Source organism: Microbacterium sp. NPDC090003, assembly GCF_044748385.1.
Lineage (GTDB): Bacteria > Actinomycetota > Actinomycetes > Actinomycetales > Microbacteriaceae > Microbacterium.
This window is the reverse complement of sequence record NZ_JBIVFW010000002.1, coordinates 40,552-55,380: the sequence shown is the minus strand read 5'-3', so window position 1 is coordinate 55,380 and position 14,829 is coordinate 40,552. Positions and strand designations below refer to the sequence as shown.

The 14,829-nt window shown below is 71.5% G+C and carries 15 protein-coding genes and 1 pseudogene; 5 read left to right on the top strand and 11 right to left on the bottom strand.

The window, feature by feature from the left end; genetic code table 11:
* Nucleotides 1–134 precede the first annotated feature (134 nt).
* On the top strand, nucleotides 135–1,283 hold the full coding sequence (locus tag ACIPVN_RS13110) for a Vms1/Ankzf1 family peptidyl-tRNA hydrolase (protein ID WP_400443515.1): 1,149 nt from the start codon (nucleotides 135–137) through the stop codon (nucleotides 1,281–1,283).
* 86 nt (nucleotides 1,284–1,369) lie between these two features.
* On the opposite strand, the gene ACIPVN_RS13105 is transcribed toward ACIPVN_RS13110, so the two are convergent.
* The 3 genes from ACIPVN_RS13105 to ACIPVN_RS13095 form a co-directional block, all read right to left on the bottom strand.
* Nucleotides 1,370–2,107 carry a DUF4870 domain-containing protein gene (locus ACIPVN_RS13105; protein ID WP_400443513.1) on the bottom strand — a complete coding sequence of 246 codons (738 nt, stop codon included), beginning with the start codon at nucleotides 2,105–2,107 and terminating at the stop codon, nucleotides 1,370–1,372.
* 94 nt (nucleotides 2,108–2,201) lie between these two features.
* Entirely contained in the window at nucleotides 2,202–2,642 is a 441-nt protein-coding gene (gene arfB, locus ACIPVN_RS13100; protein ID WP_400443510.1) for an alternative ribosome rescue aminoacyl-tRNA hydrolase ArfB, read from the bottom strand.
* 25 nt (nucleotides 2,643–2,667) lie between these two features.
* Nucleotides 2,668–3,969, bottom strand: a complete 1,302-nt coding sequence (locus ACIPVN_RS13095; protein ID WP_400443508.1) for an MFS transporter — start codon at nucleotides 3,967–3,969, stop codon at nucleotides 2,668–2,670.
* 70 nt (nucleotides 3,970–4,039) lie between these two features.
* On the opposite strand from ACIPVN_RS13095, the gene ACIPVN_RS13090 reads away from it, so the two are divergent.
* Both ACIPVN_RS13090 and ACIPVN_RS13085 read left to right on the top strand, forming a co-directional pair.
* A complete protein-coding gene (locus ACIPVN_RS13090; protein ID WP_400443506.1) occupies nucleotides 4,040–4,663 on the top strand; it encodes a TetR/AcrR family transcriptional regulator in 624 nt (207 codons plus the stop codon).
* Between the two features lie 22 nt (nucleotides 4,664–4,685).
* The gene (locus tag ACIPVN_RS13085) at nucleotides 4,686–5,906 is read left to right on the top strand and encodes an alpha/beta hydrolase family protein (protein ID WP_400443503.1); all 1,221 of its coding nucleotides are present in this window, start codon (nucleotides 4,686–4,688) and stop codon (nucleotides 5,904–5,906) included.
* A 23-nt stretch (nucleotides 5,907–5,929) separates the two neighbouring features.
* Here ACIPVN_RS13085 and ACIPVN_RS13080 read toward each other — a convergent pair.
* The 6 genes and pseudogenes from ACIPVN_RS13080 to ACIPVN_RS13055 form a co-directional block, all read right to left on the bottom strand.
* Nucleotides 5,930–6,005 (bottom strand): annotated as a pseudogene (locus ACIPVN_RS13080).
* Between the two features lie 113 nt (nucleotides 6,006–6,118).
* On the bottom strand, nucleotides 6,119–7,540 hold the full coding sequence (locus tag ACIPVN_RS13075; protein WP_400443500.1) for a DUF6716 putative glycosyltransferase: 1,422 nt from the start codon (nucleotides 7,538–7,540) through the stop codon (nucleotides 6,119–6,121).
* The gene (locus ACIPVN_RS13070) at nucleotides 7,537–8,409 is read right to left on the bottom strand and encodes an N-acetylneuraminate synthase family protein (protein ID WP_400443497.1); all 873 of its coding nucleotides are present in this window, start codon (nucleotides 8,407–8,409) and stop codon (nucleotides 7,537–7,539) included. The genes ACIPVN_RS13075 and ACIPVN_RS13070 overlap by 4 nt, the downstream gene beginning before the upstream one ends.
* A 105-nt stretch (nucleotides 8,410–8,514) precedes the next feature.
* A complete protein-coding gene (locus tag ACIPVN_RS13065; RefSeq protein ID WP_400443494.1) occupies nucleotides 8,515–9,735 on the bottom strand; it encodes a cytidylyltransferase domain-containing protein in 1,221 nt (406 codons plus the stop codon).
* A gap of 13 nt (nucleotides 9,736–9,748) precedes the next feature.
* Complete coding sequence (locus ACIPVN_RS13060) at nucleotides 9,749–11,125, bottom strand: polysialyltransferase family glycosyltransferase (protein ID WP_400443491.1); 1,377 nt, start codon at nucleotides 11,123–11,125, stop codon at nucleotides 9,749–9,751.
* Entirely contained in the window at nucleotides 11,122–12,102 is a 981-nt protein-coding gene (locus tag ACIPVN_RS13055; protein WP_400443488.1) for a glycosyltransferase family 2 protein, read from the bottom strand. The genes ACIPVN_RS13060 and ACIPVN_RS13055 overlap by 4 nt, the downstream gene beginning before the upstream one ends.
* Before the next feature lie 162 nt (nucleotides 12,103–12,264).
* Here ACIPVN_RS13055 and ACIPVN_RS13050 point away from each other — a divergent pair, with 162 nt between their 5' ends.
* The gene (locus ACIPVN_RS13050; protein WP_400443486.1) at nucleotides 12,265–13,122 is read left to right on the top strand and encodes a hypothetical protein; all 858 of its coding nucleotides are present in this window, start codon (nucleotides 12,265–12,267) and stop codon (nucleotides 13,120–13,122) included.
* A gap of 47 nt (nucleotides 13,123–13,169) precedes the next feature.
* Nucleotides 13,170–13,475: a DUF4229 domain-containing protein gene (locus ACIPVN_RS13045; protein WP_400443483.1), complete on the top strand. Its 306-nt coding sequence runs from the start codon at nucleotides 13,170–13,172 to the stop codon at nucleotides 13,473–13,475.
* A gap of 6 nt (nucleotides 13,476–13,481) precedes the next feature.
* On the opposite strand, the gene ACIPVN_RS13040 is transcribed toward ACIPVN_RS13045, so the two are convergent.
* Nucleotides 13,482–14,477 (bottom strand): 1,4-dihydroxy-2-naphthoate polyprenyltransferase, encoded by a 996-nt coding sequence (locus tag ACIPVN_RS13040; RefSeq protein ID WP_400443480.1) that lies wholly within the window; start codon nucleotides 14,475–14,477, stop codon nucleotides 13,482–13,484.
* A 49-nt stretch (nucleotides 14,478–14,526) separates the two neighbouring features.
* The gene (locus ACIPVN_RS13035) at nucleotides 14,527–14,817 is read right to left on the bottom strand and encodes a DUF4287 domain-containing protein (protein ID WP_400443477.1); all 291 of its coding nucleotides are present in this window, start codon (nucleotides 14,815–14,817) and stop codon (nucleotides 14,527–14,529) included.
* Nucleotides 14,818–14,829 lie beyond the last annotated feature (12 nt).

Below are 14,829 nucleotides of genomic sequence, written 5' to 3'. Positions count from 1 at the left end.
CGTCGCGCGTCGGCGCACACCCGACGACGACCGCGCGCGCGGCTAACGTCGGGCTCCCTCTTCGTCAACCCTGTCGACCGCTCCTCTCTCTTTTCCTACCGTCGAGAAGACCGACGACCGATGAAGGAGAAGTCATGAGCGAACACACGCTGACCGAGATCCTGCAGGGTTCGGGCCCCTGGACCACCGCCTACGTCGACGGGACGGGCGAGTTGCCGCAAGTCGAGGAGGGAGCCCGCCACCAAGCCGTGCGCGCCCAGCTGATCGACGAGGTCGGAGCGCCGGAGGACGACGCCGAGGCCATCGAGACCTCACTCGGCGAACGCAATGGACTGCCGAGTCCGTCGGCGCGCGTCGTGATCGCGCGAGATGGGGAGACGGTACTCGACCGCAGCTTCGTCGGAGCGCGCCTCGGCCCCGAGCGGCTCGAGCACGGCGCGCTGCCGTCGATCCTCCCGCTCCTGCGCCATACGACCTCGGAGACCCGCTACCTCGTCGTCGAGACGAGCCGCGACGGCGCGGACATCCGCCTCGAGACCTCGGGGCGCGGCGGCAGCGAGCGCGAGACCGAGATCGAGGGCGACACCGACGAGATCTCCAAGGTGCGCACCGGCGGCCTGGGCGACGCGAAGTATCAGAACTACGTCGAGAACGTCTGGAAGCAGAACCAGAAAGACGTCGCGGCCGCCCTCAGCGCACTCATCCGCGAGGAGCGGCCCGCGTTCGTCGCGGTGTCGGGCGACGTGCGCGCACGGCAGCTGCTTGCCGAAGAGCTCACGGGCGACGAGCGCGCACTGCTCGTGGACGTCGATGCGAACACCCGGGCCGACGGCGCCGATCGCACGGCACTCGACGAGACGATCGCCCGCGAGATCGAGGATCGTCGCCGGCGGGAGATCGCCGACGTACGCGACCGGGCGGCGGCCGACGACGGCTCGGGTGGCGCCGAGGGCTTCCCGGCGGTGATCGAGGCGCTGCAGCAGGCCCGCGTCGACACGGTCGTGCTCGATGGCCGCCTGCTCGACGACGAGCGCACGCTGATCGCTCTCGACGGCCCGCCGTGGGTGGTGACCGACGTGACTCAGCGCCTGAACACTCAGGTTCTCGGCAGCATCCGCGCCGCCGAGGCGCTCGCGCGCGCCGCTCTGCTCACCGACGCCCGCGTGCTGATCGAAGACGACGAGTACGTGGCCTCCGACGAGCGCCGCGAGGACCGGCCCGTGCGCGAGCCGATCGCCTCACTGCGATGGGCGGATGCCGACGCGGATACCGATCCGAGCTGACGCGTTCCCCCTGCGAAGAGAGGACGCGGACCCGATCGCGGGTCCGCGTCCTCTTCGCGTGTACGGAGTGCCGTCGCGTCTGAGAATCAGGTCCGGAAGAACGGGATCGCCAGGGCCGGCCGGTGCACGACACGGTCGGAGATCACGGTTCCTCGGATCATGGTGACCAGGCAGTAGATCCCGACCCCGATGAGGAGCAGCCCCGGGACGGCGATCCAGCCGGAGGGATCGCCGCCGGAGCTGTAGCCGTACTCGTCATAGGAGCGCGGCCGCGACGTGCCGACGCCGATCGTGATGAGCAGGGTGAAGAGCGCGATGAGGTACAGCAGGTAGCTCAGCGCCCAGTTCGCCGCCCAGCGCGCGTTCTCCCGCACGATCGGATGCGGCGAGCGCATCGCGGACGACCGCTGCACGATCGCGACGATCGCGGCGACGAGCGCTCCGACGTACGGGATGTAGACGAGGAACAGCAGTGCCCAGTAGCGACGGCCGCTGATCGGCGGGTAGCCGTAGGGGGCGTAGCCCGGCGCCGGGTAGCCGGTCGGAGCCTGACCGTAGGGAGGCGGCGTCTGCCCGTACGCGGGCTGCCCCGGGTACGGGGCCGGAGCCTGACCGTACGGCGGCTGGGCCGGTGCCTGCCCGTAGGGCGCCTGTCCGTAAGGAGCCTGGCCGTACGGCGGCTGCGCCGGAGCCTGACCGTAGGGCGGCTGCGCCGGAGTCGGGTATCCGGCCGGCGGCTGCTGTCCGGACGGCGGCAGGTACGCAGGCGGCTGTGGCGCGGCGGGCGGCTCGGGCGGCTGGACGGCGTCGTTCTCTTCGGTCATCTGTCACTCCCAAGGTCGGAACCGCGCTCCCCCTGAGCGGGCCAGCGACCATCATCTCAGACGCCGCGCGCATCCGCGGCCGGCGAGGGACGGGTCAGACGTCTCGCGGACGCTGACGCAGTTGCTTCACGTCGGTGCGTCGCTGCTTGGCCTTGAGCCGCCGTTCCTTCGACCCACGACTGGGCTTCGTGGCGCGCCGGGGCGGGGCCGGCGGCCGGATCGCCTCGGCGACGAGAGCCGCCAGCCGCTCCCGCGCCGCCTCACGGTTTCGCAGTTGCGCCCGGTGCTCGGATGCCGCGATCGTGAGCACGCCTTTCACCAGCCGGCCGGCGAGCCTCTCGACGAGCCGCGCCCGCTGCACCGGGGAGAGCTGCGCGGAGTTCGCAGCATCCCACACCAGTTCCACGCGGGAATCCGCGGTGTTCACGCCCTGCCCGCCCGGCCCCGACGAGCGCGAGAACCGCCACGACAGCTCGGACTCGGGGATCGTGAGACCCGACGAGACCCGGAGGCCGGGGCGAGCGGAGGCGGACATGGCATCCATCATCCCGCGATCGGCGTCATCCCGCGATCGGCGTGGGGGCAGCGGCACCCTGCGCGTCACTCTGCTCGTCGGCGGTGTCGATCGCCTCGTTCTTCGCGGTGTTGGCGATATGCGCGCGTCCGATGACGATCGCGGCGACGACCATGAGCGCGACGCCCAGCCAGTAGGGCGCGGAGTGGCTGATGACGGTGTAGAGCGCGGCGGCGATGAGCGGGGCGACCGTGCCCATCGCGGCGTTGAGCGACTGCGTCACCCCGCCCAGCCAGCCCTGCTCGTCGTCGCCGACCGCGTTCGACATCGCGCCGTCCATCGCGGCGGTCGCGGCGCCTTGCCCTGCGGCGAGCATCAGCGCGCCGACGATGAACACCCACGGCTGAGCGAGCACCGATGCGACGATTGCGAGCCCGGCGAGACCGATCGCCTGCGCGGCGATTCCGCTGATGATCACGCCGCGCTCGCCGATCCGGGGCAGCAGGATGCCGAGCAGCACGCCCTGGATGAGGATGTCGATGATCCCGACGCCGGCCGTCAGGAGCCCGATCTGCGTGGGACCCCACTGGATCGCATCGAGGGCGAGCACGCTGAAGTTGTTGACGAAGAACCCGAACGGCAGGGCGATCAGCGCGAAGCCGATGAGGAGCCCGCGCAGTTCACGGCGGGCGAAGGCGTTGCGGAACACGGCGAACGGTTGCACGTCGGGAGCCGAGATCCGCGTGATGCGGTTCTCGGGGGCGAGACTCTCGGGCAGCAGGAAGATGCTGAGGATCGCGATCGTCAGGCCGACGGCGGCGGTGAGGAACACGGGCAGTTGCAGGCTGATCGCCGCGAGGAGTCCACCGACCGCCGGGCCCACCATCATGCCGATGCCGGAGAGGGCGCCGAGCAGACCGAAGCGCTGCGCGCGCTTCTCGGGCGGGGTGATGTCGGCGAGGTAGGCGAAGAGCGCCGGCAGGTCGCCGGCGGTAAGACCCTGGATCACCCGCGCGAGCACGAGCACCCAGAGAGCGCCGCCGATCCCGAACAGCGCCATCGAGAGCGCCGCTCCGAAAGCTGCGGCGATGATGACGGGCCTCCGACCGAAGCGGTCGGAGAGCCGACCGAGGAACGGGGCGACGAGGAAGGCGCACAGACCGTTGATCGCCTCGAGGACCCCGACCCAGATGGCGAGGTCGCTCTCGTGCGAGACATATTGCAGCACGACGAAGGGGAGCACGGGAAGGACGACCGTCATGCCGATGACGGTGAGCATCGTCAGGACGATGAGCATGATCCAGGCGCGGTTCGTGGAGCGCGTGGAGAGGAGAGAGGGTGAAGTCATACCGAAAGTGTATCCATACCAGTTTCGGTGTCAAGCCAGTTTTGTACCGAGTGCGGGGTAAGGTGAGGGTATGACCGAAACGAGCCCCCTCGGCCGGCGGGAGCGCAAGAAGGCGGCGACCCGCAAGAACATCTCGGATGTCGCGACGATGATGTTCCTCGAACGCGGCTTCGACAACGTCAGCATCCGCGAGGTCGCGGATGCTGCAGACGTCTCCCCCACCACCGTCTTCGCGCACTTCCCGCAGAAGGAGGCGCTCGTCTTCGACGAGGACGACGAGCAGCGCGATCGCCTGGTCGGAGCCGTGCGCGATCGCGCGGAGGGCATCACGATCAACCGTGCGATCCGCGACTTCTACGCCACCGAGATCGGCGAGAACCTGAACGAGCACGGCGAGGACGTCGCGCGCATCTTCCTGCGCTTCCTGAACGAGACGCCCGCGCTGCGCGAGTACGCCGCCCGGATGTGGCTGCGCCACGAGGACGCGCTCTCCGACGTGATCGCGGAGGAGTTCGGGCTGCCCTCACCCACCCCCGAGATCCGCGTGTACGCGCGCTTCGTGCTGCAGCTCCAGCTGCTCGTCACCGACAGTGACGACCAACTCGCGACGCTCGACGCCGGGTTCCACGTTCTCGAGAGCGGCTGGGCGCCGATCGAGGCGCGCCTTGTCAGCGACGCCGACGACGCCCGATAGTGGAAGGGGAAGGGAGTCTCCCATGACCCACCACTCCGCACACATCCGCGCGTTCTCCGAGAGCGCCGACTTCGACTTCGAGATCCGCAGCGCCCTCGGCGCGAGCGTGGAGGGCGCCGCAGAACCGGGCGAGGTCCTCGCCGCCGTCGCCGGCATCCGCAATGGCGAGCACGAGGCCTGGTTCGACGCCTGGAAGGGCCTCGCCGACCGCACGGTCGCCACGGCATCCGCGAGCGCGGAGGCGGGGCACGCGGTGAGCGCGGCATCCGCCTACCTGCGCGCCTCGGCGTACTACGGCGTCGCCGTCAACGCGGCGAGCGCACTCGCCGACCCGGACGCGATGTCACCGACGTTCGCGAAGCAGGAGGCCGCCTGGCGCGGATTCGTGGCGCACACGTCGAGCGTGATCGAGGACGTCTCGATCCCGTGCGGCGGCGGAACCCTGCCCGGCTGGTTCTTCCGCCCCGCCCCCGCGTCGGAGGATGCGACGCCCCCGACGCTGGTGGCCGTCAACGGCAGCGACGGCTCGCGTGCCTCGCTCTACGCCGCCGTCGTCGCGCCCGCTCTGCGCCGCGGGTACAACGTGCTCGTGTTCGACGGGCCCGGCCAGCAGTCGGAGCTGTTCGAGAAGGACGTGCCGTTCCGCCCCGACTGGGAGCACGTGCTCGCCCCGGTCTTCGACACGGTCGCCCGCCTCGACGGCGTGGATGCGATGCGCATCGCCGTGTACGGCATCAGCCAGGGCAGCTACTGGGTGGCGCGCGCCCTGGCCTTCGAGGACCGCTTCGCCGCCGCGATCACCGACCCCGGGATCGTCGACGTCTCGATCTCGTGGACCGGGCACCTCCCGCACGGGCTGCTGAAGCTGCTCGATGAGGGACAGGTCGAGAAGTTCGACCGCGAGATGGAGCTCGGACTCAAGCTCTCCCCCGAGACCGCACGCACCTGGCGCTTCCGCGCTCGCCCCTACGGCACACGAGGCTACGGCGAGACGATCCATGCCGTGCGTCAGTACTCGGTCGCCGACATCGCCGCCGAGATCACGACCCCGCTGCTGATCCTCTCGCCCGAGAACGAGCAGTTCTGGCCCGGTCAGGCCGATCGGCTCGCGGCCCTGACGCCCGGAGTCTCGACGATCGTGCACTTCACCGCGGCCGAGGGCGCCGACGGGCACTGCCAGCCGCTCGGCCGCACGATCACCGCGCAGCGGATGTTCGACTGGTTGGACGAGCGGGTGGGGTGACCCGGGGGTCCTGTCGAGAGAAGTGGACGCGACGGCGGGAGTCGAACCCGCAACGCCGTCAGATATGAGCTGAGGCCCGGGACCGCCCGGATCGCCGCGATGGCACTGACGTTACCCGGGCGTCCGCGGCAAAGCGAGGACATTCCCCGAAGTGACACTCGACTACTTCGTGTGACGTCATCGAACGCTCGATGTCACACCACCCGGGCGCCTCACCGCCGGATGGAGTCGCGCAACGGGCTCGGCTCGAGCGTGTAATCGGTCGAGGCGTCCGCCCAGGTGCGCCCGCCGCCCTGCGTACGTCCTCGGCGCAGCGCCGAGATCAGGCGGGTCGCCGGCACACCGATCGCGAGTGCGAGCGCACCGCTCACCGACCGGTCCTCGCGGCCGAGCACGCTCGCCCGATGCCACGCCTCGTGCAGCCGACCCCCGCGAGGGGCGGGCACCCGCCGGGCGGGAAGGCCACCCGCCCGCCGCAGTGCGACGAGCTCCTCGACGCGCTCCCACCACGTCGACTCCTTCGACGGGTGGAAGTAGTTGTCGCGCAGCCAGTCGGGGTGCGGTTGGCGGAACCTGCCGCCCACCACCTCGCGCCCGCCGCCGAGCAGGCCGCTGCCCACGAACACCGTGTTGAGCAGCGACTTGCTCACCCCGTACGAGTCGAGGGCGATCACCGGCACGCCCTGCGCCACGGCTTCGATCGCAGCGGTCGAGCTCACGGTGACGAGACCCGCGGCAGTCGAGAGAGCCTCGGCCATGGACGCGTACGAGACGACGAGGTTCGACGGCATCCGGCCCGCGAGCAACTCGGGGTACGAGTCCCGCTCGAGGTGCGTCTCGGCCTCCCCCGGCCGCGACCGCAGCTTCACCACGATGCGGCGGGTGGGGTCGACCTCGGCGGCCCGGATGAGCATCTCGGCGATCTTCTCGCGCTCGGCGCGCTCCGCGGGAACCATCGCCTGGGCCGCGAACACGATGTCGGTCGCCGGGGGCCGGTGAGCCGCGGGCTCCGCGGAACGCGGACGCTCCGCCACCGCCAGTGCGCCCGCCGACGCCGCTCCCGCAACTCCCGCGGCGAGCACCCGCGCACGGTCGCCGACCAGCATCCGCTCCCGGCCGCGCGCGAACGGCAGCGTCGCGAGAGCCGTCGGCACCTGAACGCCGATGCGCCGACCGAGCTCGTCGAAAGCCCGCTGCTCCCGGTGCGAGTGCACGACCATCACGTCGGTGTGGCGCCGGTAGTCGAGGGCGCCGCGCTGCGCCGGGATCGCCATCCCCGGCAGGCCCGAGACGGTGACGGGACGCTGGGGCAGCGCGTCGATCACGCGCCCCATCAGGCGCACGAACGGCCCGCGCCCGGCGAGCACCACGACGTCCGGCTCGTGCCGGGTGAGCCAGGCCTCGGCCTCGCGGAATGCGATGCGCGCGACATCGGACTCACGGATGCCGGTGCCCGCGAGCGCCGTGCGCTGCTGCGCCGCACTCGCGGTGAGCGGGGTGCGCACGAGCAGCAGCTGCGGACGGATGCCGGGCACCGCCGCGAGCAGCGAGGCCGACCACTTCACGAAGGAGTCGGCATCGGCGATCGCCACGACCCTCAGCCCTCCGGCCGCCCCGGCGCGCAGATCGGTCATGCGGGAACGCGCCGCAGCTTCGCCATGGGGGCGAGCTCGCTGTCGAAGACGCGCTTGACGCCGTCGCCGAGGGCCTTCTCGATCACGCGGATGTCGCGCACGAGGTGCTCGAGGCCGGTCGGCTCGAGGGAGGCCGCGTGGTCGGAACCCCACATCGTGCGGTCGAGGGTGATGTGGCGCTCGACGGCGACGGCGCCGATGGCGACGGCGGCCAGCGAGATCTGCAGGCCGCGCTCGTGCCCGGAGTAGCCGACGGGGATCCCCGGGTAGCGGTCGCGCAGCGTGGCGATCGCCCGCAGGTTCGCCTCCTCGGGCTCGAGCGGGTAGGTGGAGGTGGCGTGCATGAGCACGACGCGATCGGTGCCGAGCGTGTCGAGCGCGCGGTCGATCTGCTCGATCGTCGACATGCCGGTCGAGAGGATGACGGGCTTGCCGGTCTCGCGCAGGGCGACGAGCAGTTCGGTGTCGGTCAGGCTCGCCGAGGCGACCTTGTGCGCGACCACGTTGAGCTCTTCCAGGAAGGCGACGCTCGGCACGTCCCACGGCGAGGCGAACCAGTCGAGGCCGAGCATCGTGGCGTGGTCGCCGATCGCGATGTACTCGTCGCGGCCGAACTCGACGCGGCGGCGGTAGTCGAGGTAGCTCATGGTGCCCCACGGCGTCTCGCGCGGCACGTCGCGCATGTGCGCGGGCGTCGAGATCTCCGGGGTGCGCTTCTGGAACTTCACGGCGTCGGCACCGGCCCTGGCCGCGACGTCGATGAGGCGCTTCGCGATCTCGACGTCGCCGTTGTGGTTCAGGCCGATCTCGGCGATGACGTAGGCGGGGCGACCGCCGCCGATCACACGCGATCCGATGCTGACGGTCATGGTTCCTCCGGTGGTCGAGCGGGTCGAGCGATGCGGAAAAACCCCGCCCCTCCTGGCTACGCCTCGGGGGTGAACACCCGACGACGCCCGGGTTACCGGCACCGGTCAGTCGGGCAACACCCGTTCGACGAGCTCGCGCACGGCACCGTTGCCGCCGGTGCGGGTGAGCACGACCCGCGCGGCGGCGAGCACGCGCGGGTGCGCGTTCGCCACCGCGACCGGCCACCCGACGATGCGCATCGCGGGCAGGTCGTTGACGTCGTTGCCGAGGTACGCGATGTCGCCCAGGCGGATGCCGGCATCCGCGGCCCATGTGCGCAGCGCCTGCTCCTTGTCGTCGATGCCGTGCAGCACCGGCACCCTCAGCTTCGCGGCCCGCGCACGGACGACGGGGTTCTGCTCGGTCGAGAGGATCAGCATCGGGATACCGGCGCGTCGGAGCAGTGCGACGCCCATGCCGTCCTCCCGGCTCACCCGCACGCGTTCCCCGCCATCGGCGTCGATGATCGCGGTGTCGTCGGTGTGCACGCCGTCGAAGTCGGTGACCACGGCGCGCACCTCGATGCGCCCGGGGGCACCGCCTGCCCGATCGTGCACCGCGGCGAGCGCGTCGGCGATGCGGAGCTGCTGTGCGTCGTCGATCTCGATCGCCGTCCACTCCGGCACCTCGGCGATGCGGATCCGCCCGAAGAAGCGGTGCCTGATCGTGCGGAAGGCCGGGGCGCGGAAGACGTAGAAGGCACCGGTCTCGAGGTAGTGCGGTTCGCGATCCTGACGGCGCGGGCGGTGCGCGGCCTCGTGATTGACGGCCGCGGCCTGTGCACCGACTCCGTCGCCGTCCGCACCGCTCCCGCGACGCCAGAGGAAGCCGTAGGTCTCGTGCGCCGAGAACACGCTGTCGGCACGGTCGGCGCGCACCTCGGCGACGGCTCCGGCGAGCGCGGCGCTCGGGAGGAACGGTGAGGTGGCCTGCACGAACGCGATGATCCCGACCCGGTCGCCCGCGGCTTCGAGGTCGTCGACCGCGTGCAGGAGCGCGCTCTCCGACGACGCCGTGTCGCCGGAGATCTCCGCGGGTCGGCGGACCACCCGTGCGCCCGCCGCCGCGCTCACGGCGGCGATCTCGTCGTCATCGGTCGAGACGACGACGAGATCGATGCCCGCGGCGTCTCGGGCCGCCCGGATCGCGCGCACGACCAGCGGCACGCCCCCGACGGTCCGCAGGTTCTTGCGGGGGACGCCCTTCGACCCGCCGCGCGCGGGGATGATCGCGACCGTCAGCCCGTCGATCGGTTCGGTCGTCGCTTCGCTCATGTCATCGCTCATGTCGTCATCCCTGTCATCGCCCCCGAATCACTCGCCAGGCCTGGCCCGCGCGCCGTCGCGCCCCGATGGCCGTCAACCGCAGCTCCTCCACGCGCCCGGTGCCTCCGGCCGATCGCAGCATCCGTCGCACCCCGCCGTCGGCCGGCGCCCCGGGCAGGCGGAGGTCGCGCAGCCGCTCGGGAGCGAAGTACCGATCGCGCTCCGCCGGCGGCAGATCGCGCAGCAGCAGCTCCGCGCGCTCGCGCAGGTGTCCGGCGATCTCGGGCTGCATGGCGTAGCCCACCGCATCGACGAGCAGCTGCAGACGTGCAGGATCGACGTACGGGGAATCCTCCCGGGTGAGCGCATCGACGATCGTGAGCGGTACCCGGTTGCTGTTCTCGTACGGGCGCAGGCGGCGCAGCAGCATCGCCGCCCCCGCCGATCCGATCGTCGTGCCGCGCAGAGCCTGCACGGTGGGCAGCGCGGTCGAGAACGCCGCGACCACCGCACGGGCGTCGACGCGGCGCGCGAGGACCTCGGCGGCGAGCGGACCGCGGTACACGGCGAACTCCACGCCGTGCGAGAGAGCGCGTTCGCGCACGGCATCCGTCTGCAGCGGCGGCGCCGCCGGATGCGGTTTGAAGACGATGCGGGCGGGCCCGGCGGCCGCCGCGCGGTCGATCAGGTCGCGCTGCAGCGCGATCTCCTCGCGCGGGGCGAGCAGGCCGAGCGCCGAGAGGTACTGCCCGAGCACGATCGCCGTGGGGGTGCCGTCGTCGAGCGAATGCCCCTCCGTGTCGACGAGGGGCTCCCCGAGATCGGTCTCGTCGAGAACACGTCCGAGCGCGGCGACGGGCACGGGAACGGATGCCGCGACCGGGCCGCCGGCGAGGGGCGCGACCCCGGGTACGACATCGGCGTGCAGCACCCGGACGATCCGGCTGCGCACGGCGTGGTCGAGGGGCACCCGCATCGGCGAGTACGTCATGAGGCCGTCTCCCACGATCGTGATCCTCGCGCGCGGGAAGAGCGACATCAGCGTGCGCGCCGGCGCGACCTGCGGGCTCTGCACGAACAGCTCGAGGTCATCGGCATCGAGGTTCCAGGTCCGGGTGAGCAGGCGCTCGAGCAGCGGCAGGTCGGCGGCCTCCGGTTCCCATCCGCTCGGATGCCGGGGGCCGAGCAGCGCGTCGAGGTCTTCGATCCGGTCGAACCGGGCGCGCAGCGCGGTGAGCGCCGGGTCGGCGGCGATCCCCGTCACGAGTTCGGGCACCCGCGCCGAGACGAACGGCACCAGCACGCGGTCACCGCCCGCGTCACCGGGACGCGGCGCCACGAGCCCGTCGTCGATCGCCGCGGCGACGGTCGCGAGCCCGTAGGCGCTGTGCAGCGCGAAGACCTGGGTCACGAGCCGTGCCCCGCCTGTCGGAGCACCCGCGCCAGCACTCGGCGCCGCGGCCCCGAGAGCCCGCGCACGGCGGCCCGCACCTCGGCGTCGGGCAGCGCCCGCAGCAGTTCGACGATCCCCGCGCGCATCTCCCCGCGCAGCGCGCGCGGCATCCGCCGGGCCCGCACGAGGTGATGCGAGCTGAGCGCCAGGGAGGAGAAGGTGATCTTCGGCAGGAATCGTGCGGCCTCGGCATCCGCTTCGACGATCGCGACCGCATCGGCCATCGCGCGGGCGAAGTCGAGCTGGCGGCGGTCGCGCACCTGCGTGAGCGAGGTCGGCACCCCGCGGCGGTACAGGAGTGCGGGGGCGTCGACCACGGCGAACGAGGCGTCCGACAGGTGCAGCCGCCAGATCCACGGCCGGTCCTCGGCGGTGTGCAGCCCCTCGGGGAAGGCGGCGAGCCCGCGATCGATGATCCGGCGGCTGAAGATGCCCGCCCAGGCGAACGGGTAGTCGACCATCGTGGTCTCGGTCGCCGGCAGGATCGCGTCGCGGGCGGCGACGACGGTCTCCCGCCACGGGTGCGGAGCGCGCACGAGCACGCGGTCGGCATCCGTCACCGTGACGTGATCGGTGCGCACGAAGTCGGCATCCAGCTCGCGCAGCCGGCGCGCGAGCACGGCGAGCCGCTGCGGCTGCATCCAGTCGTCGCCGTCGAGGAAGCAGAAGGCATCGCCCTCGACGTGCGCGAGCCCCTGGTTGCGCGCACTCGCGAGCCCGCGGGCCGAGTCGTTGCGGATGACCTCGGCGTGCGGGAACCGATCGGCGTAGCGGCGCATGAGCGCGCCGGTGTCGTCACCGGATCCGTCGTCGATCGCCACGAGCTTGAGTGCCGCCGGGTCGTCGAACTGGCGCGTCAGGGTCTCCAGCGTGGTCGCGATGTAGGCCGCGGCGTCCTTCGCGGGAAGGATGACGGTGACGAGCGGGCTGCGCACGGAGCTCCCGGGGATGGTCGGGTCGGTCGGTCGGGAATCGTCTCAGGCGTTCCTTGCCGCTCGGCGACGCGCGGGTGAACGCGGGGTGTCTTGGCCCGCGGGGCCGCCCGCATCCGCCACGATGGAGCGATGCTCTTCTCACGCGGGTCGAAAGGTCGTCGGATGCTGCGACGCCGCCGCGAGACCCACGAACTGCGCTGGCTCTCGGCGCGCGCCTGGACGACCCGCTGGTACCCGCAGGGGATCGATATCGGCGAGCGCGGGGGACGCCGCACGCTCGCGGTCAGCTGGTTCCGACAGGATCGGACCGGCCACCATCTCGCCTCGCGCGTCGTGCTGATCGACACCGAGCGGGCGCGTCATATCGATGTCGCCCTCGCGATCGAGGACGAGGCGGGGGACCTCCAGCCCGCGCAGATCCACACCGGCGGGCTGGCCTGGTTCGGCGATCGATTGTTCGCCGCGGCGACGGGGCAGGGCATCTGGGAGTTCGACCTGTCCGACATCCGCCGCGTGCGCGGCCCGGTGGCCCGGCGGGTGCGCGGGATCGCCGGCCGATGGTGGTCGCGCTCCGCGCTGGTCGCCGTGCGCACGCGCGTGCACCCGGTGGATCTGCGCTGCTCGTTCCTCGGGCGCGTGTTCGACGCCGACGGCGCACCATTGCGGCGGGTGCTGATCGGCGAGTACCGCCGCGACGACGAGGGACGCATCGGCGAGTTCACGATCCCCGAGACCACCGATGACGTCTTCGTCGCTCACGAGCGGTTCGCGCCGAGCATCGCGCGCATGCAGGGCGCCGTGCGGTGGGGCGACCGGATCCTCGTGTCTCAGTCGGCGCTGAAGACGCCGGGTCGGCTGTGGACCGGCACGCGCGACGGCCTGACCCGCCACGCCGTACCCCTGCCCGCCGGGTGCGAGGACCTCGCGCTCGATCCGGAGGAGCGGATGCTGTGGACGCTCGGCGAGCATCCACGGCACCGCGTCGTGCGCGGCATCCCCTTCGCGCGCATCGGTCTGTGAGGGCCGGTCGAGAAGTCCGACCCGGCGAACGCTCGTAGACTTGTCGGGTGAAGCCTGCACCTTTCTTCGTCTACTCCGTGCTCCGGTTGCTGGCGTTCCTCGTCCCGCTCGCGATCCTCTGGTTCTTCTTCCCGATCTTCCGGGAGTTCTGGTGGCTCGCCGCGATCTTCGCCGCACTGATCGGCACGAGCATCTCGATGCTGTTCCTGCGCCGCCCGCTCACCGAGGCGTCGGCGGCAATCGTCGAGCGCCGCGAGCGCGTCTCCGGCCGCCAGGAGGACGCGGATGCCGAGGATGCAGTGGTCGACGGCGAGAGCGATGCCCCGTGCGAGCGCTCCCGCGACGAGAAGTGACCGCGCTCAGCCGACGAACGCCCAGAACAGGGCCCCGGCGTAGAGCAGCGACGTGAGCGAGGTCAACGCGAGAGCGATGACGAGTTCCTTGGGCTGGCGGTAGGTCCAGACGATCAGGATCGCCGGGAGCCCCGCGAGCAGGGCGAGCAGCGACAGCCACGCGATCGGGAAGAGCAGCGCCAGCAGGATCGCGATCGCGAACGGCGCGAGCGCGAAGAGCGTGAACAGCACCTGCGTCGCCCGGCGGCCGATGAGCACCGTGAGGGTGCGCTTGCCGACGAGACGGTCCTGGTCGATGTCGCGCAGGTTGTTGGCGAGCAGCACGGCGCAGGCGAACAGTCCCGCGGCGATCGCCCCGAGCCACGCCTGCTGCGGCAGGTCGAAGATCTGCACCCAGGTCGTGCCCAGTGTCGCGACGAGCCCGAAGAAGACGAACACGAACACCTCGCCCAGACCGGCGTAGCCGTAGGGGCGCTTCCCTCCGGTGTAGAACCAGGCGGCGACGATGCACGCGGCGCCGACGGCCAGCATCCACCACTGCTCCGTGCGCACCACGATGGCGACGCCCACCGCCGCGGCGAGTGCGAAGAACACCAACCCGATGATGAGCACGGTGCGCGGCTTCACGCGACCCGAGGCCGTGAGGCGCGTGGGACCGACGCGCACGGCATCCGTCCCCCGCACGCCGTCGCTGTAGTCGTTGGTGAAGTTGACGCCGATCTGCAGCAGCACCGCCACCGCGAGGCAGGCGAGGGCGATGACCCAGTGGAACTCGGGGCCCGTACTGCGCGCGGCTCCCGTGCCGATGAGCACCGGTGCGATCGCGAGGGGCAGCGTGCGCAGACGGGCTGCGCCGATCCAGTCGCCGAGCGTGACCGGCCCGGCGTCGATCACGGTCTGGCGGGCGGGGTTGCCGCTCGCCCGCTTCGCCGGGTTGCCGCTCACGCGGGTCGGGTTCGTCTTGCGGGTCGCGGAGGTCTTGCGCTTCGAGGATGCTGCCACGGAGGAATCCTACTGTGCGAGCCGATGACGGCCCGGGGGCGGCGGCGGGTCAGGGATTCGGGTTCGAGTCCTTGCCGTCGAGCCACAGCTCGTCGCTCTTGTCGCCGTGCGCTCCGCCCTTGCCCACGTGCGTGGAGCTGATCTTCGGCCCTTTAAGGATCACGTGCACCATCGCCTGGGCGTGCCCGTGGCCGAGGCCGTAGGTCTCCTTGAGCCAGTTCAGCACGACGGTCGACTTCGTCGTCTCGTCGAACCCCTGCTCCTTCGCGAGCGCGATGAACTGCCGGGGTGTGAGACCGGTCTGGGCCTCGACCTTGTCGAGGTAGGCCTGGAACGACATCGGTGTCTCCTT

Excerpts from the sequence above, each read along its gene's own strand:
- ACIPVN_RS13110 (WP_400443515.1), top strand. The coding sequence starts at position 135 with ATGAGCGAACACACGCTGACCGAGATCCTGCAGGGTTCGGGCCCCTGG.
- ACIPVN_RS13105 (WP_400443513.1), bottom strand. The coding sequence starts at position 2,107 with ATGACCGAAGAGAACGACGCCGTCCAGCCGCCCGAGCCGCCCGCCGCG.
- ACIPVN_RS13085 (WP_400443503.1), top strand. The coding sequence starts at position 4,686 with ATGACCCACCACTCCGCACACATCCGCGCGTTCTCCGAGAGCGCCGAC.
- ACIPVN_RS13090 (WP_400443506.1), top strand. The coding sequence starts at position 4,040 with ATGACCGAAACGAGCCCCCTCGGCCGGCGGGAGCGCAAGAAGGCGGCG.
- ACIPVN_RS13070 (WP_400443497.1), bottom strand. The coding sequence starts at position 8,409 with ATGACCGTCAGCATCGGATCGCGTGTGATCGGCGGCGGTCGCCCCGCC.
- arfB (WP_400443510.1), bottom strand. The coding sequence starts at position 2,642 with ATGTCCGCCTCCGCTCGCCCCGGCCTCCGGGTCTCGTCGGGTCTCACG.
- ACIPVN_RS13095 (WP_400443508.1), bottom strand. The coding sequence starts at position 3,969 with ATGACTTCACCCTCTCTCCTCTCCACGCGCTCCACGAACCGCGCCTGG.
- ACIPVN_RS13035 (WP_400443477.1), bottom strand. The coding sequence starts at position 14,817 with ATGTCGTTCCAGGCCTACCTCGACAAGGTCGAGGCCCAGACCGGTCTC.
- ACIPVN_RS13050 (WP_400443486.1), top strand. The coding sequence starts at position 12,265 with ATGCTGCGACGCCGCCGCGAGACCCACGAACTGCGCTGGCTCTCGGCG.
- ACIPVN_RS13065 (WP_400443494.1), bottom strand. The coding sequence starts at position 9,735 with ATGAGCGATGACATGAGCGAAGCGACGACCGAACCGATCGACGGGCTG.
- ACIPVN_RS13075 (WP_400443500.1), bottom strand. The coding sequence starts at position 7,540 with ATGACCGATCTGCGCGCCGGGGCGGCCGGAGGGCTGAGGGTCGTGGCG.